Source organism: Dysgonomonas sp. Marseille-Q5470, from assembly GCF_951230145.1.
In the GTDB taxonomy this organism is placed as follows: Bacteria; Bacteroidota; Bacteroidia; order Bacteroidales; family Dysgonomonadaceae; genus Dysgonomonas.
On the sequence record NZ_CATNVE010000010.1, the window covers coordinates 139,733 to 165,526 of the forward strand.

The 25,794-nt window shown below is 35.4% G+C and carries 21 protein-coding genes and 2 tRNA genes; 15 read left to right on the forward strand and 8 right to left on the reverse strand.

The window, feature by feature from the left end; all coding sequences use genetic code 11:
* The first annotated feature begins 190 nt into the window (after positions 1-190).
* Genes QOX35_RS14565 through QOX35_RS14580 form a run of 4 tightly spaced genes read left to right on the forward strand, consistent with a single transcriptional unit; the run spans position 191 to position 4,782 of the window.
* On the forward strand, positions 191-1,498 hold the full coding sequence (locus tag QOX35_RS14565; RefSeq protein WP_283687541.1) for a radical SAM/SPASM domain-containing protein: 1,308 nt from the start codon (positions 191-193) through the stop codon (positions 1,496-1,498).
* Between the two features lie 4 nt (positions 1,499-1,502).
* On the forward strand, positions 1,503-3,665 hold the full coding sequence (locus tag QOX35_RS14570) for a peptidase domain-containing ABC transporter (protein WP_283687542.1): 2,163 nt from the start codon (positions 1,503-1,505) through the stop codon (positions 3,663-3,665).
* Positions 3,665-4,045 carry a hypothetical protein gene (locus tag QOX35_RS14575; RefSeq protein ID WP_283687543.1) on the forward strand — a complete coding sequence of 127 codons (381 nt, stop codon included), beginning with the start codon at positions 3,665-3,667 and terminating at the stop codon, positions 4,043-4,045. Before QOX35_RS14570 ends, QOX35_RS14575 begins: the two co-directional genes overlap by 1 nt.
* A gap of 41 nt (positions 4,046-4,086) precedes the next feature.
* A complete protein-coding gene (locus QOX35_RS14580) occupies positions 4,087-4,782 on the forward strand; it encodes a glycosyltransferase family 32 protein (protein WP_283687544.1) in 696 nt (231 codons plus the stop codon).
* Positions 4,783-4,982: 200 nt separating this feature from the next.
* On the opposite strand, the gene QOX35_RS14585 is transcribed toward QOX35_RS14580, so the two are convergent.
* The 7 genes from QOX35_RS14585 to QOX35_RS14615 all read right to left on the reverse strand — a co-directional run bounded on the left by QOX35_RS14585 (position 4,983) and on the right by QOX35_RS14615 (position 8,892).
* Positions 4,983-5,690 (reverse strand): hypothetical protein, encoded by a 708-nt coding sequence (locus QOX35_RS14585; protein WP_283687545.1) that lies wholly within the window; start codon positions 5,688-5,690, stop codon positions 4,983-4,985.
* Between the two features lie 2 nt (positions 5,691-5,692).
* Positions 5,693-6,634 carry a relaxase/mobilization nuclease domain-containing protein gene (locus tag QOX35_RS14590; protein ID WP_283687546.1) on the reverse strand — a complete coding sequence of 314 codons (942 nt, stop codon included), beginning with the start codon at positions 6,632-6,634 and terminating at the stop codon, positions 5,693-5,695.
* A complete protein-coding gene (locus tag QOX35_RS14595; protein WP_135105906.1) occupies positions 6,600-6,968 on the reverse strand; it encodes a plasmid mobilization protein in 369 nt (122 codons plus the stop codon). The genes QOX35_RS14590 and QOX35_RS14595 overlap by 35 nt, the downstream gene beginning before the upstream one ends.
* A gap of 19 nt (positions 6,969-6,987) precedes the next feature.
* Entirely contained in the window at positions 6,988-7,149 is a 162-nt protein-coding gene (locus tag QOX35_RS14600) for a hypothetical protein (protein ID WP_283687547.1), read from the reverse strand.
* 138 nt (positions 7,150-7,287) lie between these two features.
* Positions 7,288-7,572, reverse strand: a complete 285-nt coding sequence (locus QOX35_RS14605) for a helix-turn-helix domain-containing protein (RefSeq protein WP_135105904.1) — start codon at positions 7,570-7,572, stop codon at positions 7,288-7,290.
* A 124-nt stretch (positions 7,573-7,696) separates the two neighbouring features.
* Positions 7,697-8,518 (reverse strand): hypothetical protein, encoded by an 822-nt coding sequence (locus QOX35_RS14610; RefSeq protein WP_283687548.1) that lies wholly within the window; start codon positions 8,516-8,518, stop codon positions 7,697-7,699.
* A gap of 300 nt (positions 8,519-8,818) precedes the next feature.
* Positions 8,819-8,892 (reverse strand) — tRNA-Met (locus tag QOX35_RS14615).
* Positions 8,893-9,163: 271 nt separating this feature from the next.
* Here QOX35_RS14615 and QOX35_RS14620 point away from each other — a divergent pair.
* The 6 genes from QOX35_RS14620 to QOX35_RS14645 all read left to right on the forward strand — a co-directional run bounded on the left by QOX35_RS14620 (position 9,164) and on the right by QOX35_RS14645 (position 19,193).
* Positions 9,164-11,158, forward strand: coding sequence for an LptF/LptG family permease (locus QOX35_RS14620; RefSeq protein WP_502846772.1), 1,995 nt, complete (start codon positions 9,164-9,166; stop codon positions 11,156-11,158).
* 27 nt (positions 11,159-11,185) lie between these two features.
* Positions 11,186-12,403 (forward strand): bifunctional 3,4-dihydroxy-2-butanone-4-phosphate synthase/GTP cyclohydrolase II, encoded by a 1,218-nt coding sequence (locus QOX35_RS14625; RefSeq protein WP_135105898.1) that lies wholly within the window; start codon positions 11,186-11,188, stop codon positions 12,401-12,403.
* Positions 12,404-12,456: 53 nt separating this feature from the next.
* A complete protein-coding gene (locus tag QOX35_RS14630) occupies positions 12,457-13,650 on the forward strand; it encodes a pyridoxal phosphate-dependent aminotransferase (protein ID WP_252639370.1) in 1,194 nt (397 codons plus the stop codon).
* 301 nt (positions 13,651-13,951) lie between these two features.
* On the forward strand, positions 13,952-15,022 hold the full coding sequence (gene carA / locus QOX35_RS14635; RefSeq protein ID WP_135105893.1) for a glutamine-hydrolyzing carbamoyl-phosphate synthase small subunit: 1,071 nt from the start codon (positions 13,952-13,954) through the stop codon (positions 15,020-15,022).
* A 26-nt stretch (positions 15,023-15,048) separates the two neighbouring features.
* On the forward strand, positions 15,049-18,273 hold the full coding sequence (carB, locus tag QOX35_RS14640) for a carbamoyl-phosphate synthase (glutamine-hydrolyzing) large subunit (RefSeq protein WP_135105891.1): 3,225 nt from the start codon (positions 15,049-15,051) through the stop codon (positions 18,271-18,273).
* 164 nt (positions 18,274-18,437) lie between these two features.
* Positions 18,438-19,193: a hypothetical protein gene (locus QOX35_RS14645; RefSeq protein ID WP_283687550.1), complete on the forward strand. Its 756-nt coding sequence runs from the start codon at positions 18,438-18,440 to the stop codon at positions 19,191-19,193.
* A 100-nt stretch (positions 19,194-19,293) separates the two neighbouring features.
* Here the strand turns inward: QOX35_RS14645 and QOX35_RS14650 are convergent, their stop codons facing one another.
* A complete protein-coding gene (locus QOX35_RS14650; protein WP_283687551.1) occupies positions 19,294-20,331 on the reverse strand; it encodes a tyrosine-protein phosphatase in 1,038 nt (345 codons plus the stop codon).
* Positions 20,332-20,628: 297 nt separating this feature from the next.
* Between QOX35_RS14650 and QOX35_RS14655 the strand changes: the two genes are divergently transcribed.
* The 5 genes from QOX35_RS14655 to QOX35_RS14675 all read left to right on the forward strand — a co-directional run bounded on the left by QOX35_RS14655 (position 20,629) and on the right by QOX35_RS14675 (position 25,681).
* Entirely contained in the window at positions 20,629-21,363 is a 735-nt protein-coding gene (locus QOX35_RS14655; protein ID WP_283687552.1) for a hypothetical protein, read from the forward strand.
* 349 nt (positions 21,364-21,712) lie between these two features.
* Positions 21,713-24,676, forward strand: coding sequence for a PEP/pyruvate-binding domain-containing protein (locus QOX35_RS14660; protein WP_283687553.1), 2,964 nt, complete (start codon positions 21,713-21,715; stop codon positions 24,674-24,676).
* 11 nt (positions 24,677-24,687) lie between these two features.
* Positions 24,688-25,098, forward strand: a complete 411-nt coding sequence (locus tag QOX35_RS14665) for a septal ring lytic transglycosylase RlpA family protein (RefSeq protein WP_283687554.1) — start codon at positions 24,688-24,690, stop codon at positions 25,096-25,098.
* Positions 25,099-25,209: 111 nt separating this feature from the next.
* Positions 25,210-25,280 (forward strand) — tRNA-Cys (locus QOX35_RS14670).
* A 149-nt stretch (positions 25,281-25,429) separates the two neighbouring features.
* Positions 25,430-25,681 (forward strand): Arm DNA-binding domain-containing protein, encoded by a 252-nt coding sequence (locus QOX35_RS14675; protein WP_283687555.1) that lies wholly within the window; start codon positions 25,430-25,432, stop codon positions 25,679-25,681.
* Positions 25,682-25,794: the final 113 nt, after the last annotated feature.

Sequence of the window (25,794 nt, forward strand, 5' to 3'; positions counted from 1 at the left end):
AAACGGATCTGATCAAACCTAGATGGGGTAGTAACAATGACAATTGTAGCAATAGTAGCCTTAGCAATAATGACAATTGCAAATGCGATAATTGTGGAAGTGCTAAGAGTAATATGTCTTACTATTAACAGTGAAGTGAAATACCCTCAAATGAGGGTATTTCACTTATTGAAAAAATAAAGTTAATATCATGAAATGGAGTAAATATAATTCAACTATAAAAGCAGGAGATGAAAAATATATATTATATAATTGTAGAACTGACAAAATTTTAATTCTTACAAAAGAACTTCATACAATTATTTCTCAAAATAATTTAGATAGGATTAAATTACTTCATCCTGATTTCCATACCTGCCTTATAACTAATTCTTTTATAATAGATAATTATAAAGATGAAGATGAAGTTGAAATAACAATACAAGATAGGGAGAAACAATTAGATTCTGATGTGTATTTTAGATTAACTATAAATCCAACTCTTGATTGTAATTTACGTTGTTGGTATTGTTATGAAACACATCAGAAAAACAGTCATGTTGATGATAAGACAATGGATTCAATAAAGAAATTGTTAGAGAATAAAATTAAAACTTTACAATTAAAGACTTTGGCTATTTCTTTTTTTGGAGGGGAGCCATTGTTAAAATTCAATAAAACGGTAAAACCTTTGATTAACTTTGCTCAAGAATTATGTAATGGCTCTGAAACCAAATTGAATATTGGATTCACAACAAATGCAGTTTTACTTACATCTAATATTGTAGATTATTTGTCTTCATTAGACGTCATAGGATATATTCAAGTTCCATTTGATGGAAATAAGAGTTTGCATGATGCGATAAAAAAAATGTCTAATGGTAAAGGGACTTACGATATCACTCTGAAAAACATTAAATATGCAATAAAAAAAGGTTTGCATGTTAATATACGATGTAATTACAATATTGATAACCTTAACTGTTTTATAGATCTTATAGATGAATTTAAAGATTTGGATAAGAAATATTATGATTCATTTCATTTTAGTTTTCAACCTGTTTGGCAAACGCATGATGGGGGGCTAAAAACCTCACCAATATTAAAAAAGATAAGATTCGCTTTAGACACATTTGGAATGAAACATGATGGAAACAGTGAGAATGGAGGCTTGGGAACATCTTGTTATGCAGATAGAGGGGATAGTATAGTCGTAAATTATAATGGAGATGTATATAAGTGTACATCTCAAGATTTTATTCAAGCTAAGCGAGAAGGGATACTAAACGAAGATGGAACAATAACATATAATAAATATTATCAAGGTAGAATGAACTCTAGGTTTTCTAATCCAATATGTAAAGATTGCTCTATTTTGCCAATTTGTAGTGTATGCTCTCAAAAAAAAATTAATCAGTCTCTGTATATATGCCCTGGTAACATAGGTGAAGATGATAAATTAGATATAATTCAAAGTAGGATTCAGATAATAAGTAATAATAGGATTACATTAACTTAAGGGTATGAATTTTTCACGACAATTGGATAGTATAGACTGCGGTCCCGCTTGTATTCGTATGATAGCAGCATATTATGGTAAAAAATATTCATTAAACTATCTTCGGAATTTATCTTTTCTATCGTCAGAGGGAGTCTCAATTGCCGGAATACGAGATGGTCTAGAAGCAATAGGTATGACCGTAAATAGTTTCAAACTGCCCCTAGAAAGATTGTGTGAGTTCAAGCTTCCCGTAATTTTGCATTGGCATCAGAACCACTTTGTCGTTCTTTATAAAATAACTAAAAATAAACATTATTGGATTGCAGATCCTGCTTATTCCAAATACAAGTTATCTGAAGAAGAGTTTTGTAAAGAATGGAGTCATGGGGGGCAAGGAGTGATTTTAATTCCCACTCCTACTGATTTATTCTATCAAATGATACCTCCTCCAGAGAATGATTCTATAAAGAAATTTTTATTAAAATATCTACTTCCTTTCAAAAATGAGATGTTTCAGCTAAGCTTGGGGTTATTAGCCGGAGTTATTGTTTCACTAATAATGCCTTTTTTGACTCAAGCAATGGTTGATAAAGGAATTGGGGAACTTGATATAGGTATCATATTAATTATAGCGATATCTCAGCTATGTTTGTTTCTGGGAAGTTATGCTATTATTCTTTTGAGAAATTGGATTGTCCTTTATTTGGGTACTAGGATTAATATTGATATAGTCTCTGATTTCCTAGAAAAAATAATGCGCCTACCTATGAAATTCTTCGATACTAAGTCTACGGGAGATTTTCATCAAAGGATTGCGGATCATTCTAGATTACAATCTTTCGCAACCTCAGATACTCTTCTGACTGTTTTCTCCCTATTATCTTTCTCTGTTTTTTTTGTCATTATTGGTCTCTATAGTCTAAAAGTTTTAATAGTTTATACATGCTTTACAGTTATTAGTATACTGTGGATGCTTTATTTTTTGAAGAAAAGAAAGGTTGTTGATTACAAACTATTTAAAGTAAGAACTGAAAATCAGAATTCCATATTAGAGATTATAAATGGAATGCCTGAAATTAAACTTAATAATTTTCAGGATTATAAAGCAAAAGAATGGAAAGATATACAAGAGAAACAATATAAAGCTGATATTGATTCTTTAAAGGTAAATCAAGTACAATCGGCAGGGTATTCATTGATAAATCAGGTTCGAAATATAACAGTAACTTTTCTTGTTGCTGTTTCTGTTGTGCAGGGACATATTACTTTAGGTATGATGATGAGTATCACATATATTATTGGTCAAATGAACTCTCCGCTGGAACAATTAATCGGATTTGTAAGAAATTTTCAAGATTCAAAAATTAGTTTGGAAAGAGCCGGAGAGATCCATATTTTAGAAAATGAGGACAATAAGGTCGAATATCAAAAAATACCAGATTCTGTTTCCAACATAAAATTGGAGGACGTCTATTTTCGGTATGGTCCATTTTCGGATAAAATGGTTTTAAATAATATAAATTTATTAATTCCTAAAGGAAAAGTTACCGCTATTGTAGGAGAAAGTGGTAGTGGAAAAACGACCTTGCTTAAATTACTACTTAAATATTATCAACAGACAGATGGAGAAATACTTATAGATAATTATGACATAAATAATTTCTCATCTGATGAATGGAGGAAAAGATGTGGTATAGTTATGCAGGAAAGCTATATTTTTTCTGAAACTATTTTGAGAAATATTGTTTTAGGAGCTGATCCTATTGATGAAAATAGATTAAAGGAAGCTATTGAAATTTCTAATTTACAGGAATTTATAGAAAATAAGCCCTTGAAATTATATACAAAAATAGGCAAATCAGGTCTAGGCATCAGTGGTGGGGAAAAGCAACGTATTATGATAGCAAGGGCTGTTTACAAAAAACCTCAGTATTTATTTCTGGACGAAGCGACAAGTTCTCTAGATGCTGATAATGAAAGTATAATTGTCCAAAATTTAGAGCATTTCTTTAAGGGAAGGACTGTTGTTATTATAGCACATAGATTAAGTACTGTCAAGAATGCAGATCAAATTGTAGTCTTAAAAAATGGGATTATAACTGAAGTAGGTAACCACGAGCAATTAATTCGAAAAAAAGAAGTATATTATAAATTAGTTTTTAATCAATTAGAATTGGCTAAATAATGAGTAATACAAATCAAAAAAAAAATTTCTTGATACGTTATGGTATATCTATTATTTTAGTTTTTCTAATTTTAATAGCAATTGTCATTTCGAAAAAAATTCCAGTTAGTCAAAATGTAAATATTGAAGTTGTAAAGACAAATATGGCTTCATATTTAGGAATTATGCAAATACCAATAAAACCAAAACAAATAAATCACCAAGATTCAATTATATTAAATATAGAAAATAAGTCAATAACGTTTCGAGTAGATTCTATTGATGAATCTTTTAAAATATTGTATCTATACAATAATAATGAAGAAAAGCTTCCTGACGTATTTAATGCAAAACTTAAAGGTGAAGATAAAAAACTTTGGGATATTATCTTTATTTATTAGCTAAGTAAAAATGCAGTTCAATCTTATTAAATTAAAATATCATGAAAGTACCTCAAGTTATTCATCAAATCTGGTCAGGAATAAGTGATCCTTTGCCAGAAAATTTTAAACGATTAGGAGATACATGGAAACGTGATTATCCAGATTGGAAATACGAATTCTGGGATAATAAACGCATGAATGATTTTGTGAAAAAATATTATCCTCAATATTGGTACGTATATAATAAATACCAATATGATATACAACGATGGGATGCTATACGTTACCTTATTCTAAATAAAATTGGAGGGATGTATGTAGATTTTGATTATGAGTCTATAAAACCGATGAACACTCTCCTTAAAGACAAAACGTGTTGTTTCTCTTTAGAAAAAGATTTTATATCTAACCATTTTCGCATCTTCAACAATGCATTAATGCTTAGCACTCCAGAGCATCCGTTTATGGAAAGAATAGTAAAATATGTATTTTCTAGAACTCTTTTGACTGACGCTAAATATGCTTCTAAAAGCATGGCTGTATTTAATACTACTGGTCCATACGCCTTAATTCGTCTCTATGATACATTAACAGATCAAGAAAAGGAAGATGTCTATCTCATACCGGCGGTCTATGTATCGCCTTTTACAGGTAATGAGGCAGAAGAATTTAGATATGGTGTTAGAAATAAAGAATTCGAGGAATGCGTAAAAGAAGCTTATGCTATTCATTATTTTTTTAGCAATTGGGCCTAAAACTAAAATAAAACAAGTCCTAACATTTTCCTATAAAATGAATAAAGAGGGGTGACAAAAAAAGGACTATCCGAAATATTGTGTAAATGAAAACTACAGGTTGAAACCTGTAGTTTTCATTTACACAATATTATGGACTCTGTCAAAACTAAGTTAAAAGACACACCCTTTATTTACAAATTACATTGCTTATGGCAAATCTATTTTGTCAATTTTTCTAACTTTTTATTAATCAGCTGTTCCTCCTTCTCATTTTGTTCCTTTATCGTTTGATTATACACTTTCCTTCTGATTGTAGCTTCAAAATCAATCACTTTCCTCTGTATACTATCACGGTATTGAGATCTTTCAGCGTAGGATTTGTTCAAATAAAGTAAATGCTCCTGAGAGACACCTCCTCTCATCTGTATATACCTGTATTTAATATCATTATGCTTCAATCTCTTGTTTTCCTGTAACTGGTCATAATTGTAATACAATGAACATCCAATACCTAAGATTAAGATAACAAGAGCAATAAACGTTTTACTAGACTTGAAATCAATCGAATATCTGTTTTCCACTATACTCGGCTTTTTAACAAGTTCGTTTAACTCTGCAATCTTCTGGTTCAGGAATTCGGCAGAAGCTTTATTAGCTTCTTCCTGTAACTGAGTCGTAACACTGATGATAATATTTATGAATTTTTTCAGATCCTCTTCATCAATCGCTTTTTTAGCATTGTCAACAGTATCGGCTATCTTATTCAATAAGTCTGCCGTTAATGGCGAATCAGTAGGATTATCATTACTGTTTGGACTTGTGTTCTCCTTAATAACAGTAATATCCTCTCTAATTTCCGATATAGTCTGAACAAAACCTTCCATTACAATCTGTAACTCCTCATTGTTATCTATATTATTTTTCATAATTAAATTCCGTTTTTAAATTTTCGTTTTCGATCCCTCTTATTTTGCTCATACTGCATCCTTTTAGCAAACTGTTCGTCTTCATAATTATCCCCATGAACTTCAAATGTGGATAAAGAGCTTATCCCATGAATCAATGACCCCAGAAGGCTCGCACCCAGATTCTGGGGCTTATCTTCTGATATATTCTTGACAGGTTCAACCATCCTTTGATTTTGAGCGTTCTCTTGCAATCTAGTATTGATCTTCGAATAACTGAAGCTGCGGTCTACTTCCGAGCCTTTAAATGTTACCTCTCCTTTAGTAAAAGAAATACCCTGTATCTCATTTGTTCGCCCTTTACACTTATAAGAAAGAACAATTCCTTTTTCTTTCAACAGTTTTTCAAAGTCAGTCCAATTGGTAGATTTAGACAAAGCATCTTTTACAGCATTGTAAACCTGATATTTGGTTTTATCCTTACCTCTCAGCTTTTGTCGCTTTACTTTATCCTTTCCTTTACCATAGGTCAAGCCGTATTTATCTTTCAGCTTTTTACAGACCGCTTCATTCCTATACCGGTCGTTTTTATCACTGATAACTTTGCCGTTATTATCGATGCGGTTATATACCAAATGAACGTGGGGATTACCGTTGTCAAAGTGGCGTACTAAAATATACTGAGTGTCTTTAATACCCATATTTTCCATATATTCTTTGGCTAATGTAACCATAGCACCATTTGTCAACCTCTTCTCATCATCAGGCGAATAACTTAACGAGATATGCCCGACAGGATGTTTAATATTAGGCTTTATGAGGCGTTGAGCATTGAAACTCTGGACTATGTTATTGACATTCCCCAACAATACACCATCGGCTGAAATTAGCTTAGCATCCTGCTTATTCATTACATAATTGACACATCCTTTAAATGCTGCTCTTTTCATAACTTTTCCAATCATTTGAGAGTTGGTTTATGATACCGACTATTATACCCCGAAGGTTAATCACATCAGAAGCCACATTCTTGAATCCTTCTCTATTGGCAACCCTTGCCAACTGATTCAAGTTGTTTGCTTCTCCCGAGAGTTTACGAAGTATATCCGCATCGGATTTACTGATACGCTGGACTACTTTTCCAGTCAGTAAGACTGAACGGACAAATTTACTCAGGCTTACCCCTGCATCTTTTGCCCTTTTCTTCAAAGCCATGTACTCAATACCCGAAAACCGGGCACTGATAACTTTATCTTTGAGCTTTCTTTTAGCTGTATTTTTATATGAATCTTTTATCATAATTTCAACTGTATTTTAATTATTTCTTCTCTTCAAAACTGCGACCAACGGGAGCGGTTTTCCCCTCCGCCAAAGGCGGAGCAAGGTAGGAAATGTATACATTTCCATAACCTTGCCACACACTTTCGATAAAGGCTTCGCATCCGATTGGAATAGCAGGATTCTTCAAGAACTGATACACAAAACTTAGGACTTTGGCTTATGTGGATATACCGACTAAACCATCAGAACCAAGTAAACCAGAACACCAACAACTCATCGGTCGGGGATCGCCCAGCGGCAAGGGGGGAGACCACTCCTCCCGACAAGCGAAAAAGAGTTATTTCTTCTTGGATGAGATAATCCGATTAGCAGCTTCGTTTTGCAACTCTTGTTTTGTCCGGATAGGATTTTGCCTTAACCAATCTTCCAATAGCTCTTTTTCAAAGTAGATCATCTTACCTTGTGGTTTATAATGCGGAATTACACCCTTTGATGTGAGTTGATATAAATAACTCTTAGATAAGTTAAGGAACTTACTTGCTTCTTCAAAAGACAATATCTTTTTAAGAGCATACAAATGTTTCTCTAATGCGGAAACCCTCATTTCTAAATTTTCATTCATAGCAATATGAATTTATAACATTAATAAATGGGGTTGCGCATACCCCTGTTTTTTGTCGACAGGGGCAAATGTAAATTGATATTTAAGAAGTTATGTTTGAGAGGGTAAAAGTCTCAATGTATTCTCAATGTTCTTGCAGTTCTTTGATATACTTGTCTATGATATGAGAATCTTTTGGCGGGTAGTCTTGGTTTGTACTAACAGTACTGGAGATATTGTCCTGATTTAGAAACACCCCTTTTTCGGATGTAAGGAATATCTTATTCTGGCCACATACCGCTTGCCAGCTGTTTGTTATATAGCAGCGTTTATTTAATTCGTTAAATAGATAGATAAGGAGTTTGTTTTTCTTACTGGCAATCTTCAATGGCTGTTTTGTTGTACAGGATAGGATTTGCTGTACAATATCAATAGTCATTACAGTATCTAATACCTTTATTTTATTGATACATTCTACAAGAATTTCTATCTGTTTTTCATTAAGGGTAGATTTAAAGTCTTTTATTATGATTTCAGGTTGTAGTGCTTGTAATTCCAGTTCAGGTACTTTATCAAACTTATTAATATTCACTTTAAATAGTAAATCGAATGTTGTATTTATTTGACTTTGTTTTTCTGTGGATAGATTCCCATAAGATACTCGATTCTTATACTCCGAAAACTGCTGGTCAAGATATTCTTTTTCCTCTTCTTTGCTCATATTATTATATTCAATCACAGTTCTCATATAATGAGGAGTAAACTGAATATCTTTGAATAGTAACGTAAGAAAACTAATCCAACTCAATATAGCTACAAAGCCAAAGAGAATACATGCTAATGGAAACCAAAGGTGGGCTAAGAGTGTGTTTTTCTTTTTCAATAACTCATATTTATTCATCAAAGAACTCCATATCTTTTGATTGGCTTCTTTTTGGGAATATTTAATATAAGCTAGTTTGTTCATACAGCTTTGATTTAATTATTTCAAAGCTAAATAAAAGATGACGAAGAGCAAAAAGATAAGCTTATTTTACTGCGTTTTTCTCAATTTTGTATGTATATAAGATATACATTTGCCTGCTGCACATAAATAATTATCAGTTTTATTTATATCTTTCCGATTATCAGAACTAATAAGACTTATTTTTCATCTTTGTTTTTCTTTCTCTTAGTTGCTGATTTATAGGGGAAAGTAGTATGTACATAGTATGTACATCAAAAACAAAAGAGACTTACGATATTTTGTAAATCTCTCATTTTCAAGTAGCGGGACGGGGACTTGAACCCCGGACCTCATGATTATGAATCATGCGCTCTAACCATCTGAGCTATCCCGCCATCATCTTGTTAGCGGGTGCAAAAATAGAAGTTTATTTCTTATAAAACAATACTCACAGCCGAAATTTGCAAAAATATTTAATAATTATATCGGAAATAGCTCATATACAAAGCCTAATTACCTAATAAAATTTAAGAATAATATCTTTCACTCCAATATTACTCTTTACATTCTTCTTTTTACTACTTTTGTACCTGATTTAGTCAATTGTTAATGCTAAGGATAAAGAGGTTATACACATTCATTCTTCAGACATTTTTCCCCGTCTTCATGATGACTTTCGGGATATGTTTGTTTATTGTCTTGATGCAATTTCTATGGAAATTTGTAGAAGACCTTGTCGGCAAAGGACTTGACAACGTAGTGCTTGCCGAACTTTTCATGTATGCAATCCTCAGCCTTATCCCTCTTGCCCTGCCACTCTCTTTGTTACTTGCCTCTCTTATGGCTTTTGGTAATCTGGGAGAACGACTAGAACTATTAGCAATAAAGGCATCCGGGGTTTCACTCTTAAAAACGATGAAGCCTCTGATTATATTCATTTCGTGTGTAGCTGTGGGAGCCTTCTTCTTCCAAAACGAAGCTATGCCACGCATTCAAGTAAAACTCCGCTCATTAATGATATCCATACGGCAAAAATCTCCGGAGTTGGATATTCCTGAAGGATCATTTTATAGTGGAATAACAAATTACAGCCTTTACGTAAAGAAAAAAGAAAAAGAAACCCGAATGCTGAAAGATGTAATGATCTATGATACATCCGAGGGGTTTGATAATATGTCCGTATTCGTTTGCGACTCCGCCCTTATGAGCATATCGTCCAACAAAGACTTTCTTTTGTTGAACTTATATTCGGGACAGAGATTCTCGAACTTCACACAATCAGGATTAAACGAAACACGCCAAAATAATCAGTTTCTCACATACGGCAGAGAGAATTTTAAAGAAAAGAAAATAGTTATTCCATTCAATAGCGGATTTGATAGAATGGATGAATCTAATCTGGAAGGAACACAAATATCAAAAAACATTCTTCAATTAGGGAATTCCATAGACTCTCTTAGTTCCACGCTTGACAGTGTAAACGTACACGACAGGCAGGTAATAGGAAAAAACACCTATTTAACGTATCGCAATTCTGATGCATACAAAAAGGTGGAAACAGGAGAAACCGCTTTACCGAATAAGGAGCAAGCGAATGAACCTTTGAAGAAAAAATCTATAAATACAATAGATTTTGACTCATTGCTAAATACATATAGCAATGATGAAATATCAAGGTATGTGGGTTTTGCTGCAAACGAAGCCGAAAGCAGTAGGTTCAACATCATGGAGACCACGCAGAAAATGAACATGCAAAAGAATATACGTATGCATAAAGTTGAATGGCATCGTAAATTCGTATTATCTTTTGCCTGTCTCATCTTCTTCTTTATCGGAGCACCATTGGGGGCTATTATACGAAAAGGAGGATTAGGTATGCCGGTAGTTGTCTCTGTACTTCTATTTATCGTTTATTATATCATCGATAACATCGGCTATAAAATGGCACGTGATGGAGTTTGGGAGGTTTGGCAAGGTATGTGGCTAAGCTCATTTGCCCTTTTCCCATTGGGCGTATTTCTCACATATAAGGCGATGAACGACTCTGCTCTATTCAATCCCGAAGCTTATGGAAACTTCTTCCGAAAAATATTAGGCTTAAAGAAAAAGACAATATATGAAACAGAGCAATCGGTTGACATTAATACTGTTCCCGATCTTGCTTCTCTCAATGCAACTCCCGATCAGATTGCGTATATCCAAGAGATGAGTGTTGAGAATCTGAAGGACATAGCGAAGAATCATAAAGAGTATAGTTACGACGAAGACACCTTACAGCTCGTATTAAGCGTATTGAAAGATAAGGGTGCCAGCTTCTTTGATGTGAAGGTAAAAAAGATAAACTATGTAGAATCTCAAAGTATATTTAATGCATTTATGAAAAATGCGAAAATAGCCATGCTTATTTATTTGGCTATTATACTATTCGCTATATTGTCAGTGATAATAAAGCTTAGCTTTATCATGTCGTCTTTGATAGTAGTAGCGTATGCTGTATTTTTCATAAAATCATTCATTTGTTACTTCGACTTCTACAGATCTATTGACAAAAAGACAAGAAAAAATATGTTTGGTATCATTGTTGGTTCTTTTATATTTATCTGGGGATTCTATCCTTATTTAAAGAAGAATATAGAACGTGAGATGATAAAAATTAAATGACAAAAACAGACTGGAAATAATATAATAATGGATAAGATTAAACTGGACACAGTAGAAGAAGCAATTGACGAAATTAAAAAAGGCAATTTCGTTATTGTAGTAGACGATGAAGATCGTGAAAACGAAGGCGATTTAATAATTGCAGCAGAAGCAATTACTCCAGAAAAGATAAACTTCATGGAGACCCATGCCAGAGGTTTGATTTGCGCTCCGCTGACATCAGAACGCTGTGACGAACTGGATTTACCAATGATGGTGACCAACAATACCTCTATGCATTCTACTCCGTTCACTGTATCAATAGACCTATTGAAAAACGGTGTTACAACAGGGATATCTGCATACGACAGGGCGCAAACCATATTGGCTCTAACAAAAAAAGAAACTAAGCCGGAAGACTTTGGTCGTCCGGGACATATATTCCCATTACGTGCTAAAGACAAAGGTGTTCTAAGCCGTATTGGACATACCGAAGCAGCTGTAGACCTGGCGCGTTTAGCCGGACTATATCCTGCCGGAGTATTGATTGAAATAAAAAAAGAAGATGGTGAAATGGCTCGTCTGCCTGAACTGAGAAAGATGGCAGATGAATACAACCTCAAACTTATATCTGTTGCTGACCTGATACGATACAGGCTCGGAAGAGAGTCTCTTATAGAAAGAGGAGCTAAAGTAAAAATGCCAACTGCATATGGAGATTTTGAACTAATTCCTTTCAAACAAAAAGCAACAGGATTAGAGCATGTAGCCATTATAAAAGGAACATGGGATAAAGATGAACCGATACTCGTTCGTGTACACTCGTCTTGTATGACTGGCGATATTTTTGGATCGAAACGCTGCGAATGTGGCGAGCAACTTCACAAATCGATGGAGATGATACAAAAAGAAGGAAAAGGGGTTGTCATCTACCTCAATCAGGAAGGTCGTGGCATTGGCCTGATGGCAAAAATGGAAGCATACAAATTACAGGAAGAAGGTTACGATACAGTAGACGCCAACCTACACTTGGGATATCGTGCCGATGAGCGCGATTATGGCGTTGGTGCTGCAATTCTTCGCGACCTGAATGTATGTAAAATGCGCTTACTTACAAATAATCCTGTAAAAAGAAAAGGTTTGGAATCCTTTGGTCTTACTGTTGTAGAAAATGTACCGATCGAAGTTACTCCTAACCAGTATAATGAGTTTTATATGCATACTAAAAAAGAACGTATGGGCCATGACTTACATAATGTAGATTAATCTGTTATGTAATTATAGAAATAAGAATATCATATAATCAAAATCGATAGAAAATGACACAAGTATCAGCACGCATAGCGAACCTTTCTGTATCAGAAACTTTAGCAATGTCGCAAAAGAGCAACGAATTGAAGGCTCAAGGAATCAATGTGATCAACCTAAGTGTTGGAGAGCCTGACTTTTATACACCGGATCATATAAAGGCGGCTGCAAAAAAGGCTATTGATGATAATTTTTCATTTTATTCTCCTGTTCCCGGATATCTTTCGTTGCGACAAGCAATAAGTAAAAAACTGGAGACAGAAAACGGATTGAGTTATAAGCCTGAACAAATTATTTGTTCGAACGGAGCCAAACAAGCTGTTTGCAATGCCGTACTAAGTGTTGTTAATCCGGATGACGAAGTCATTATACCTGCTCCATGCTGGGTAAGCTACATAGAAATGGTAAAACTTGCAGAAGGTAAGAGTATTGTTATACATACAGGTATAGAGCAAAACTTTAAAATAACTCCGGCTGAATTAGAAGCTGCAATTACACCTAAAACAAGAGCTATAATACTATGCTCTCCTTCTAATCCTACAGGAAGTATATACAGCAAAGCAGAATTAAAAGGTCTGGCTGATGTATTGGCTAAACACCCTAATATAATCATAATCTCTGACGAGATATATGAACATATAAACTATACAGGCAAACACGAAAGTATTGCCCAATTTGAAAATATCAGGGAAAGAGTAGTAATTATAAACGGAGTATCTAAAGCGTATGCCATGACCGGATGGCGCTTAGGATGGATGGCCGCCCCACAGTGGATCGCTGCAGCTTGTAATAAGCTACAAGGTCAATACACTTCGGGAGCATCTTCTATTGCTCAGAAAGCAGCAGAGGCAGCATATCTAGGCGGACAGCAGTGTGTGGAAGATATGCGACAGGCTTTTGTACGTCGCCGTGACCTGATCGTAAAACTAGCTTCCGAAATAGAAGGTTTTAAAGTAAACAAACCCGAAGGAGCTTTCTATTTGTTCCCTGAGTGCAGCTATTACCTTGGCAAATCATACAACGGAAGATCGATCAAAACATCGGCCGATCTTGCCATGTTCCTTTTAGAAGAAGGACATGTGGCATGTGTTGGCGGACTTGCTTTCGAAGCTGCAAATTATATCCGTTTCTCGTATGCAACATCTGATGAAAATATCATTGAAGCAATGAAACGAGTTAAAGAGACTCTGGCTAAATTAAAATAAATCAATTTATATAGCTAAGAAGTGGAGATAAGTAATTTATCTCCACTTTTTTATTTAAAATAGATCAAGTTTATGAAAAAAGAAAAATTATAATTTCAAAAAGGCACTTTATCTCATTTTTTATACTTAACTTTGTACCTCAGATATTCGCTTGAGATATTTAGAATATTTGAAATAATGAGAAAGAAAAAGATACAATATTTACTATTATAATAAAAGGAACAGATATGACAGATATCCCGTTCCTTTTTTTTTATCTTTGTAAATAGCTTATTTAACCACATATTTATATAAACAAACGATGCATTTAGACAAACCAGTTCAACTAATTCTTGATGACGGAACAATTTTCGAAGGAAAGTCATTCGGCTCTGAAACTGCAAAAGCCGGAGAAGTTGTATTTAGCACTGCAATGGTAGGCTATACAGAAAGCCTTACCGACCCTTCTTATTTAGGTCAGATACTAGTTGTCACATTTCCTCTTGTTGGTAACTACGGGGTTCCCGATGATACACTTACCGACGGAATTTCCGATTTTTACGAATCGGAAAAAGTACAAGTAAGCGGACTCATCGTCTCTGATTACTCGCACGAATACTCTCACTGGAATGCTAAAAAAAGTCTGGGAGACTGGTTAAAAGAGCACGACGTACCGGGTATTTATGGCATTGATACGCGTGAGCTGACAAAGATACTCCGCGAAAAAGGTTCGATGAAAGGAAAAATCGTTTTCAAAGGTGCAAACGAAATTGAGTTTTATGATCCGAATATCGAAAACCAGGTTGCAATTGCAAGTTGCAAAGAAGTGCTGACATACGGCAACGGAGAGAAGAAGGTAGTTCTAGTAGACTGCGGTGTTAAGCATAATATCATACGCAGCTTACTAAAGAGAAACGTAACAGTAATACGCGTGCCTTGGGATTATGACTTCAATCAGTTGGAATGGGATGGATTGTTTATCTCAAATGGTCCCGGCAACCCTGATTTTTGCGAAGAAACTGTAAAGAATATTCGTAAGGCTATGGAAGGAAGCAAACCGATCTGCGGAATATGTATGGGCAACCAGCTACTTTCTAAAGCAGGCGGAGCAACCATATATAAATTGAAATATGGACATCGCAGTCATAATCAACCCGTAAAGATGGTTGACTCGACTCAATGCTTCATCACTTCACAAAACCATGGCTATGCGGTAGCGAATGCGTCATTAAGTGCAGAATGGGAGCCTTTATTTATCAACCTGAATGATGGAACAAACGAAGGTATCAAGCATAAGACTAAACCATTCTTTTCGGCACAGTTTCACCCAGAAGCATGTAGCGGCCCAACAGATACAGCCTTTATTTTCGATTTATTTATTGAAAAATTATAATCCACTATATAAAAAAAGCAGCTTAAATGGATATAAATATAGACGTAAAAAAAGTATTAGTCCTTGGTTCGGGTGCATTAAAAATTGGAGAAGCCGGAGAATTCGACTACTCCGGTTCACAAGCTCTGAAAGCACTGAAAGAGGAAGGAATTGAAACTGTACTTATCAACCCTAATATAGCAACAGTACAAACTTCGGAAGGGAGTGCTGATAAAATATATTTCTTACCTATTACTCCATACTTTGTTGAGAAAGTTATCAAAAAAGAAAAACCAGATGGAATCCTGTTAGCTTTTGGAGGACAAACAGCACTCAACTGTGGAGTACAGCTTTTTCAGGAAGGAATTCTTGAAAAATACAATTTACGAGTTCTCGGAACGCCTGTACAGGCCATCATGGATACTGAAGACCGTGAATTGTTTGTAAAGAAACTAGATCAGATAGATGTAAAAACCATCAAGAGCCATGCCGTTGGCACAATTGAGGATGCAGTAAAGGCAGCTAAAGACTTAGGTTACCCAATCATCATCCGTGCCGCTTATGCCTTAGGCGGATTAGGTTCAGGCTTCTGTGACAATGAACAAGAGTTACGGGCTCTTGCAGAAAAGGCATTCTCCTACTCTTCTCAAATTCTTGTTGAGAAATCGCTCAAAGGTTGGAAAGAGATCGAATACGAGGTGGTTCGTGACAAATATGGCAACTGTATGACTGTTTGTAATATGGAAAACTTCGACCCGCTCGGAATCCATACAGGAGAAAGTATTGTTGTAGCACCATCGCAAACATTAACGAACGATGAGTTTCACAAGCTTCGTGAACTATCCATCCGCATCGTAAAACATATAGGCATCGTTGGAGAATGTAACGTACAATTTGCCTTCGATACAGAATCGGAAGATTACAGGGTAATCGAAGTAAATGCACGTCTGAGCCGCTCTTCTGCTCTTGCATCTAAAGCTACAGGATACCCTTTGGCTTTTGTTGCGGCAAAATTAGGTTTGGGATATGGATTGTTCGAATTGAAAAACTCTGTTACAAAGTCTACTTGTGCATTCTTCGAGCCTGCACTCGACTACATTGTGGTAAAAATACCTCGCTGGGATTTAGGTAAGTTCCATGGAGTATCGAGGGAGATTGGCTCTAGTATGAAGTCTGTAGGCGAGATAATGGCAATAGGACGCACATTCGAAGAAGCAATACAAAAAGGTCTTCGTATGATCAATATCGGCATGCACGGATTTGCGGCTAACAAACCTCTGGAAGTGGATGACCTAGATGAGTCACTCAAAAACCCGACAGACAAACGTATATTCTGCATCGAAGAAGCCTTCAAAAGAGGATATACTGTAGATCAAATCCATGACCTGACTAAAATCGATAATTGGTTCTTACAAAAACTGAAATACATATATCAATGTTCTAAAGAACTTGAAAAATATGATGATGTACAGTCTCTTCCTTTAGACTTGTTACATACATCAAAGAAGATGGGATTCTCTGATTTCCAGATAGCTAAGATTGTATGTAAAGAACCAACTCTTGTAGAAAGAGTTCAGCACGATGTGCGCCGTATACGTAAAGAGAACGGAATAGTACCTTGTGTCAAACAAATAGACACATTGGCAGCAGAGTATCCTGCTCAAACAAACTACCTGTATATCACATATAATGGTAGAGAAAACGATGTAAAATACTTAGGAGACCATAAATCTGTGATAGTTCTGGGTTCAGGTGCATACCGCATCGGGTCTTCGGTTGAGTTTGACTGGTGTTCGGTGAATGCCTTGCAAAGTATCCGTAAAGAAGGTTATAGATCGGTAATGATCAACTATAATCCCGAAACGGTTTCTACAGACTATGACATGTGCGACCGCCTATACTTCGATGAACTTACATTTGAACGTGTAATGGATATCATCGAACTCGAAAATCCTCATGGAGTAATACTTTCGGTGGGTGGGCAGATACCTAACAACCTTGCAATGCGCCTTGACGCAGCTAAGGTAAACATATTGGGAACTACAGCTAAAAGCATCGATAATGCAGAAGACCGCCACAAGTTCTCGAGTATGCTCGACCGCATAGGTGTAGATCAACCTCGCTGGAAAGAACTAACATCTCTGCAAGACATCAAAGGCTTTGTTGACGAAGTTGGATATCCTGTACTGATCCGTCCATCATATGTACTGTCAGGTGCAGCGATGAATGTATGTTCTAACGATCAGGAACTGGAAAACTTCTTAGGATTGGCGGCCGAAGTTTCGAAGAAACATCCGGTAGTAGTGAGCGAATTTGTTGAAAATGCAAAGGAAATAGAGATAGATGCTGTAGCCAACAAAGGTGAAATCATAATGTATGCAATCTCAGAACACGTAGAGTTCGCCGGAGTTCACTCGGGAGATGCTACAATACAATTCCCTGCTCAACGCCTATATATAGAAACAGTAAGACGCATAAAGAAAGTTGCCCGCAAGGTAGCTGAAGAGTTACAGATATCAGGACCTTTCAACATGCAGTTCTTAGCGAAAGACAATGAGATTAAAGTAATCGAATGTAACCTGCGAGCATCCCGTTCCTTCCCTTTTGTTTCTAAGGTTTTGAAAATAAACTTTATCGAACTGGCTACCCAAGTCATGCTTGGCAAAAAAGTGGAGAAACCGAACAAGAATGATTTCGATCTTGACTATGTGGGAATCAAAGCATCTCAGTTCTCTTTCTCACGTCTGCAAAAGGCCGATCCTGTATTGGGAGTGGATATGGCTTCGACCGGAGAAGTAGGTTGTATCGGGGATAACTTCTACGATGCCATGCTTAAATCAATGCTGTCTGTAGGGTACAAGATTCCGAAAAAGACTGTATTGTTCTCAACCGGCCCGGCTAAATCGAAAGTAGAGTTGCTCCAAGCTGCAAAACTTCTACACCAAAAAGGATATGAATTATATGCTACCGGAGGTTCACAACGATTCCTTGTAGAAAACGGAATTCCTGCAACTCAGGTATTTTGGCCAAATGACAATCAACAGCCAAATGCATTGGAAATGATACACAACAAACAAATCGACCTAGTCGTAAATATTCCTAAGAATTTTACCACCAGTGAGCTCGACAATGGTTACAAAATCCGTCGTGCAGCGATAGACTTTAATGTACCATTGCTTACCAACTCGCGCCTTGCATCAGCTTTTATACAGGCATTTTGTAAGATGAATGTGGATGAGCTTGAAATTAAAGCATGGAATGAATACGATTAATTGATCTGAATTGACAAATATTAGAATAGCCTGACTATAAAATCAGGCTATTTCTTTTTGGTCTTTTCATTCAAAGGAATCATCACACAAATAAATGTTTTACAATCGATACTAAACTTTTAAAACTACCGTTCATAATATATTATTTTTAGAATCTGACATATATGAAAAAAACTCTTGCCCTTGTTCTCTTTAGTTTACTTTGTCTGAATTTTAGCATCGATGCCCAAACAAAAAAGTTGATTATAGAGATAAATTCTATACAATCGAAAGAAGTTGTTAGTCTGAAATATAATTCAAAAAATCAATTAATATATATCGAAGAAAAAGGGCCGATTATTTTTCGGGAATTCACTCTAAAATATGACAAAAATGGGAAACTAGCCGAATGCCTTATAAACAGAGATAGAGGCGAAGCTATTAACAATTCTAAATTTATGTATGATAATAACGAATACATTACCGAAGAAGTTAAAAGTAGCGGCAAACAGCTCCGTAAAATAACAGAATATAATAAGATTTATACAGATAACTCAGATAGATTGAGTAAAACAACATTTGAAGATGGGAATCTATGGGAAATGTTCTCGTACGACAATCACAATAATCTTGTAAAATATTCAGTTCACTCAATTTCGGGTAAAGAAGATATAGTGGTTGATTACTCTTTTGACACGAAAAAGTCTATCTTTTCCAGCATAGAAGGTTTACCACTCTGGTTTTGGACATTACATATGAATAATATGAAATGGTGTAGCGACTTTTTAGGTCATAACAATGCTATTGAGGCTACTACACTAGACTCGAGGTTTGGTACTGACACTAAAGACATTACATACGAGTACGATGCTGACAACTATCCTATTAAACAATACTATGATGGAGTATTAGCCAAAGAATTCAAATACAAAGCTATTTAAATAAAAAGAAGTGAGTTAAATGTAACTTCAATATTCTCCGTTATGTTCAAGGGAGTGAAACATCTCCGACTACATCGACTTTTAGACTAGCGTCTTTTTATCAAAATAAATACAACTCACGCATTTTTTCAATATCCACATTTAGAATATTCTTCAAAAACGTATCTATTGTACTATGCTCTTTTTTAATCGTATTTAAGCCTGATTTCAAAAATTCAGGTTTGACTTCAAATAAAGACTTCAATGCCGGAGAGGCATTTTTATATTCGGCATATTTATCTGCTAAGTAGAAATTAGAAAGCAAATAGTCGTCCAATATAGTTTCTTCATCTACACCCAAAGACGATAATACAAGAGCTGCCGCCATACCTGTGCGGTCTTTCCCGGCAGAGCAATGAAACATAAGAGGAACATTTTCTTCATTTTGAAGCAAGCTGAACAATTTTCGGTATCTGTCTATACATATTGAATCTGTAACCAAAAGAGTATTCATTCCTTTCATCATGGTGTCCGCTTCATCTACTGAAAGTTTATACAAATCATCTTTAGAAGTTGCTACAGTCATAAGATTTCCGGGACTTATACACAAGGGATAGTTCTGTTTTACCGAAACCGGATTTTTATCCGGAGCTTGCATCATTTCTTTTTCAGACCTGAAATCTACGATAGAAACCAAAGGAATAGAAGCCAGATAAGCCAAGTCTACATCATTCAGATTATGAAGATCATCTGAGCGAAATATTTTACCCCATTTCACGCGACGGCCGTCTTGTGTTTTGTAACCTCCTAAATCTCTAAAATTATATCCTCCAGCCATTGGCAAATGTTGCTCGGATAATACAACTTTTTCGTTGGCTGTGACTAACACAAAGTAGTACCTTGTTGGGTCTGATATAGTCAAGGGAAGAACACCCCTCCCCTGCCCTTTTGCTATTGGTTGGGTATAATCAATATCTTCAAGCGAAGTTCCCGCAAAGAGTGACCATTCGTCAGAAAAATCAATTTTTAATGATGCTGACTTTGATATTTTATCTCTAATTATTGATGTATATTTTGTTATGCCCGACTCAAAATATTGAATACTATCTAACTCTCCTCTTTCTTCATTCGATGCAATCGCAAATCTATCCCAAGTCATAAAATATCAGTTTATTGATTTATCTTATCTATTTTATGCAAGTTAATCAAAATACCGCTGGGCATAATTATTGTTTTCACATTATTAACTGATTATTAAATTATGTTATATATCACACTGATCGCAAACGGGAATTACATAGGGCAAAACCCTTGGGAATAGGTCTGTAGAAGTAATAAGAAAGAAGAAATTAATCATTACTAAACATATAATAAAAAGTTAAAATAACATTTCATATTAAACCTCAAGAAGTTATATACATCTAAGTATCATGAAACAATTAAAAATCGAAAGATTATGAAAAGATTATTTTTATCATTAGCTATATTGGCTTTTACTTCGCTAACAATAGTTAGTGCACAAGAAGGAAGGCGTAGTAAACGAGGATTTTCTTTACCGCAGGAATTAAACTTAACTTCCGAACAGCAACAAAAAGTGGATTCTGCTAATAATGAATTCAGAGCAAAAATATCGGATTTGAGAAGTAATTCAAATATTTCGAAAGAAGATAGAAGGACTAAAATTAAAGAACTGCAAAGCAAAAGAGAGAAGGAAATGAGTATGAGAGGCAAAAGGCACGACAAGCAAAGAGAATTAGCAATACAATACAAGAAGGACTTGAAGGACCTCAACCTTACGAATGAACAAAAGCAACAAATAAGAGCAATAAATGAAAACTACAGAACCAAATCGAAAGAACTAGCACTACAACATCGTGAAGATTTGAATAAAATCTATACCCCTGAGCAACAAAGCAAATTAAGAGATATCAGAAAAGATTTCTCAAAGGACAAAACTCCTACTTATGGAAGTAGAAAAGGCATAAAATTAGATAATGCCAGTGTGGAAAAATTAAATGCTTTAAAAGAAAACTATATTAAAGAGAAGAAAGCTATAGAAATGAGCCGCATTGCTCCGGCTGCCCAAAAACAAAAGCTATCTGATTTGCGTGAAAATTTCAGAAAAGAAAGACGTCAGATACTTGCAGATGCACAAAAGGAAAAGGCTAATAAACAAAATACTCCGGCATAACACATAATACATAAACTATTTCAATATTCGTAAAACGTCAACTTCCGGTTGGCGTTTTTATCTTATATATATATACCACCGGATTATTCAATTGCGAGAACGTTCACAAAGAATAATGAGAATATTTTATAAAAAGCACAAAAGGTATGAGACAATTAATGAAACAATATCAAAAGTGTTACTTTTGTCACCTTTTCGACAGTATAACCTAGATATCAACCATTTACAAATAAAAACATTTGTCACCTTTTGTGAAGATATACCTCCGAATTGTAAACTTTTGAAGCAAACCGCTAAAAAGTAAGCGCTGCTTGATTATATTTGTTCTCTTAATTGATAAAACCATGACATGGAGAAATTACCCGATATAAAAGCTTTCCGATTCAAGGATACATCTTTTGCCAATCTGATGACTAAACGTATTTTTAATGTCTTGTTGATAGCAACGAAATACGATTCGTTTATGTTGGAGGATGATGGGCGTATTGATGAACAGATATTTAATGAATATACATCACTTAATCTAAACTATCCGCCTCGTTTTACTCAGGTATATTCAGAAGATGAGGCCATACGGAAAATAAGTGAAAATCATTATGAACTGATAATTCAGATGCCAAATATGGATGATACGGATATATTCTCTACAGCAAAGCATATAAAAGAATTATATCCTGAAACACCATTCATTGTACTTACGCCTTTCTCTAAAGAGGTATCAAAAAGACTATCGTCGGAAGACTTATCGGGTGTTGATTACGTGTTTAGCTGGCTTGGCAACCCCGATCTCTTATTGGCTATAATCAAGCTAATAGAAGATAGTATGAATGTAGAACATGACACAGAGAGTGTAGGTGTACAAGTTATACTCCTCATCGAAGATTCTGTACGGTTTTACTCTTCAGCCTTACCCACTCTGTTCAAAATTGTAATGGAGGCATCAAAAGAATTCTCGAAAGAGGCTTTGAACGAACACCAGCAAATGTTGCGTATGCGTGGACGCCCTAAAATTATGCTGGCTCGTACCTTCGAAGAAGCTGTTGACATCTATAAGAAATACTATAACAACATCTTAGGCGTTATTACCGATATGAGTTATGCTCATGGCGGGACAAAGGATAAGTTAGCGGGCTACAATTTTGTAAAATGGATGCGGAAGCAACGGCGATTTGCTCCGGTAGTTTTCACCTCATCAGAAGTTAAAAACAAAGCTTATGCTGATGAGTTAGGCTGTAGTTTTATTGATAAGAATTCTAAGAGTTTTCCTCGGGATTTGAAAAAGCAGGTGGTCAACAATTTCGGATTTGGAGATTTTATTATAATAGATCCTGAGACCGGAAATGAGATTATGCGAATACGCAACCTGAAGGATATGCAGAAAAACATATTCAATATTCCGGATGCATCGATAGAGTACCACCTTTCACACGATCATTTTTCCCGTTTCTTCTATTCCAGGGCCATGTTCCCTTTGGCTGAATGGCTTAAGCGTATTGCGGTTACAGATTTTAGCAGTATGGAAGAGGCTCGTCAGATTATATACGATATGATAATAAAATATCGTAAGGTAAAGAACTCGGGAATAGTTGCCACATTCGACAAAGATCGCTTCGATGAATTTTCTAACTTTGCCCGAATGGGTGACGGCTCTATAGGCGGCAAAGGACGTAGTATTGCTTTTATTGATAATATAATAAAGGAACACTTAGAGTTAAATGAGGATAACAAGATTTCGGTCAAGATTCCTCGTACAGTAGTATTATGCACCGACATCTTTGATGAGTTCATGGAGACCAACGACCTGTATCCAATAGCATTATCAGACAAGTCGGATGATGAAATATTAAGATGCTTCTTTCGGGCGGGCTTACCGGATCGCCTTATCGAAGATTTCATGGTCTTTCTGGATGCAATAGACGCTCCAATTGCCGTACGCTCTTCCAGTCTGCTTGAAGACTCGCACTATCAGCCTTTTGCGGGAGTATATTCAACTTACATGATTCCTTTGATGAAAGACAAGTATGATACACTCGGATTGCTGAGTAAGGCTATAAAAGCAGTGTATGCTTCTGTTTTTTACAAAGACAGTAAAACTTATATGACTGCAACACAGAACCTGATAGATCAGGAAAAAATGGCAATAGTTATACAAGAGGCTGTAGGGACTAATTACGAAGATCATTTTTATCCAACTATATCAGGTGTGGCACGATCATTGAATTTTTACCCTATAGGGAACGAACGACCCGAAGAAGGTATAGCCAACATTGTATTAGGTTTGGGTAAATACATTGTGGAAGGAGGTTCGAATCTACGTTTCTCACCAGCACATCCACACAATATTGTACAGCTGAGTTCCGTAGATTTGGCCTTAAGAGATACTCAACGCTTTTTTTACGCTTTGGACACAAAGAATATTCAAAAGGAATTTACAACGAATGATGGTTTTAACCTTTTGAAGCTAAATATAAAAGATGCAGAAAAAGATGGCTCTATAAAATATATATCATCGACGTACGACCCTGTTGATCAGGTTATATATGATGGATATTATGATAGTGGTCGAAAGATAATATCGTTTGCAAACGTTTTACAGCATAATGTTTTCCCTCTTGCTGAAATTCTACAGCAAGTTTTAAAAATTGGACAATCGGAAATGGGACGTGCTGTAGAGATAGAATTTGCTGTAGATCTGAAAGAAAAAGGAGAAGGGATATTTTATCTGTTGCAAATAAGACCAATAGTACAAAATAAAGAATTGCAGATTGAAGATTTGTCTCGGATAAAACCGGAGGATGAGATATTACACTCGAATAATGCTTTAGGCCACGGAGTTATAAGTGATGTGCATGATATTATCTACGTGAAAACAAAGAATTTCAATGCAGCTAACAACACAAAAATAGCGACAGAGATTGATAAACTGAATGCTGAATTTTTGGAGAAAGAGAAAAACTACATACTGGTAGGTCCCGGAAGATGGGGAAGCAGTGATTCTTGGCTAGGTATTCCGGTTAAATGGCCTCAAATATCGAATGCTCAGGTGTTAGTTGAGCTTACCTTGGATAACTATAAAATAGAGCCAAGTCAGGGTACTCATTTCTTTCAGAACCTGACATCTTTTGGCGTTGGATATTTCTCTATCAATCCGTTCACATCTAAAGATGGATTGTTTGATGAAGATTATCTGAATAAACAACCTGCGGTCTTCGAAACTGATTATATACGACATGTTCAGTTTCTAAATCCGATGGTTATAAAGATAAATGGAAAAAAGAACATTGGAACCGTACTGAAACCCGAACAAATATAAATTAATTGTTTATGAGAATAATAATTGGGATAATCTTACTTCTATCTTTTGTTGCTATTGGGCTGAAGGCTCAAAATGTAGGGCTTGCAACTTATTATGGCAAGAAATTTAATAACAGGAAGACAGCCAGTGGCGAAATATACAAAAAAGACAGCATGGTTTGTGCTCATCGGACTTACCCTTTTGGCTCTCTATTGAAAGTAAAGAGTTTAAAGAATGATAAAGAAATAATTGTCAAGGTTATCGACCGAGGGCCTTTTAGGAAGAAATGCATAATAGATTTATCATATGCTGCAGCGAAAGAGCTCGATATGGTACATCATGGTTTGATGAAAGTAGAGGTGTCGGAATATATTAAACCGACTCAAGATACCATTAAGCCGGATAGCATCGCCATGATAAAAAATCCGCTTGTAGAGTGATACTGAGTGTTAGATATTTAGTATATTTGGAGGTAGAATTTGCGATTAATCACACAAAAAATCTTGTATCTTGAATAAAATATTATATCTTTGCAGTCGCTAACCCAAAATGGTTCCTTGGCCGAGTGGTTAGGCACCGGTCTGCAAAACCGTCTACGGCGGTTCGAATCCGCCAGGAACCTCTGGATATGTTGAAGGAATAGAAAGAAAAATTCTATTCCTTCTCTTTTTCAAAGACTTACGTCCTCTGTGGTGGAAGGACTAAAAGGATAAATTTCATAGATTTTCAGCTTTTGTTGTACAATTGTTAGACTAAAAAACGATGTGCAACATGAAAGCAACCCTAAAAATTATTCTCCGTAACAACTATGTTACAAAAGAAGGTAAACGTCAAGTTTGTCTTCGTTATACAGCTTACAGACAATGTACTTTTATCGGATTGAATATTTCTGTTTTACCCCAGCATTGGAGTGAAAAGAGATTAGCTGTATTATCTGGCGATGAACGCTTCCTTTTCTATAATGAACTAATTAAAAAGATGTACCATAAAGCAGATGGTATTATAATTGAGAATTGTATATAATAAATGAAAAGTATACCGGAATGGATTTGAAAAGTATACCACTTAGGAAGGATTTTCAAAGAACGTAAAATGCTTATAAGTTAGCTTCTCTTGCTAACATTTTTTCAGTTTCT

Coding starts and splice junctions, on each gene's coding strand:
- QOX35_RS14675 (WP_283687555.1), top strand. CDS start 25,430: ATGAAAGCAACCCTAAAAATTATTCTCCGTAACAACTATGTTACAAAA.
- QOX35_RS14630 (WP_252639370.1), top strand. CDS start 12,457: ATGACACAAGTATCAGCACGCATAGCGAACCTTTCTGTATCAGAAACT.
- QOX35_RS14655 (WP_283687552.1), top strand. CDS start 20,629: ATGAAAAGATTATTTTTATCATTAGCTATATTGGCTTTTACTTCGCTA.
- QOX35_RS14575 (WP_283687543.1), top strand. CDS start 3,665: ATGAGTAATACAAATCAAAAAAAAAATTTCTTGATACGTTATGGTATA.
- QOX35_RS14620 (WP_502846772.1), top strand. CDS start 9,164: ATGATGACTTTCGGGATATGTTTGTTTATTGTCTTGATGCAATTTCTA.
- QOX35_RS14605 (WP_135105904.1), bottom strand. CDS start 7,572: ATGAATGAAAATTTAGAAATGAGGGTTTCCGCATTAGAGAAACATTTG.
- QOX35_RS14665 (WP_283687554.1), top strand. CDS start 24,688: ATGAGAATAATAATTGGGATAATCTTACTTCTATCTTTTGTTGCTATT.
- QOX35_RS14625 (WP_135105898.1), top strand. CDS start 11,186: ATGGATAAGATTAAACTGGACACAGTAGAAGAAGCAATTGACGAAATT.
- QOX35_RS14660 (WP_283687553.1), top strand. CDS start 21,713: ATGGAGAAATTACCCGATATAAAAGCTTTCCGATTCAAGGATACATCT.
- QOX35_RS14650 (WP_283687551.1), bottom strand. CDS start 20,331: ATGACTTGGGATAGATTTGCGATTGCATCGAATGAAGAAAGAGGAGAG.
- carA (WP_135105893.1), top strand. CDS start 13,952: ATGCATTTAGACAAACCAGTTCAACTAATTCTTGATGACGGAACAATT.
- QOX35_RS14645 (WP_283687550.1), top strand. CDS start 18,438: ATGAAAAAAACTCTTGCCCTTGTTCTCTTTAGTTTACTTTGTCTGAAT.
- QOX35_RS14610 (WP_283687548.1), bottom strand. CDS start 8,518: ATGAACAAACTAGCTTATATTAAATATTCCCAAAAAGAAGCCAATCAA.
- QOX35_RS14585 (WP_283687545.1), bottom strand. CDS start 5,690: ATGAAAAATAATATAGATAACAATGAGGAGTTACAGATTGTAATGGAA.
- carB (WP_135105891.1), top strand. CDS start 15,049: ATGGATATAAATATAGACGTAAAAAAAGTATTAGTCCTTGGTTCGGGT.
- QOX35_RS14580 (WP_283687544.1), top strand. CDS start 4,087: ATGAAAGTACCTCAAGTTATTCATCAAATCTGGTCAGGAATAAGTGAT.
- QOX35_RS14590 (WP_283687546.1), bottom strand. CDS start 6,634: ATGATTGGAAAAGTTATGAAAAGAGCAGCATTTAAAGGATGTGTCAAT.
- QOX35_RS14565 (WP_283687541.1), top strand. CDS start 191: ATGAAATGGAGTAAATATAATTCAACTATAAAAGCAGGAGATGAAAAA.
- QOX35_RS14570 (WP_283687542.1), top strand. CDS start 1,503: ATGAATTTTTCACGACAATTGGATAGTATAGACTGCGGTCCCGCTTGT.
- QOX35_RS14595 (WP_135105906.1), bottom strand. CDS start 6,968: ATGATAAAAGATTCATATAAAAATACAGCTAAAAGAAAGCTCAAAGAT.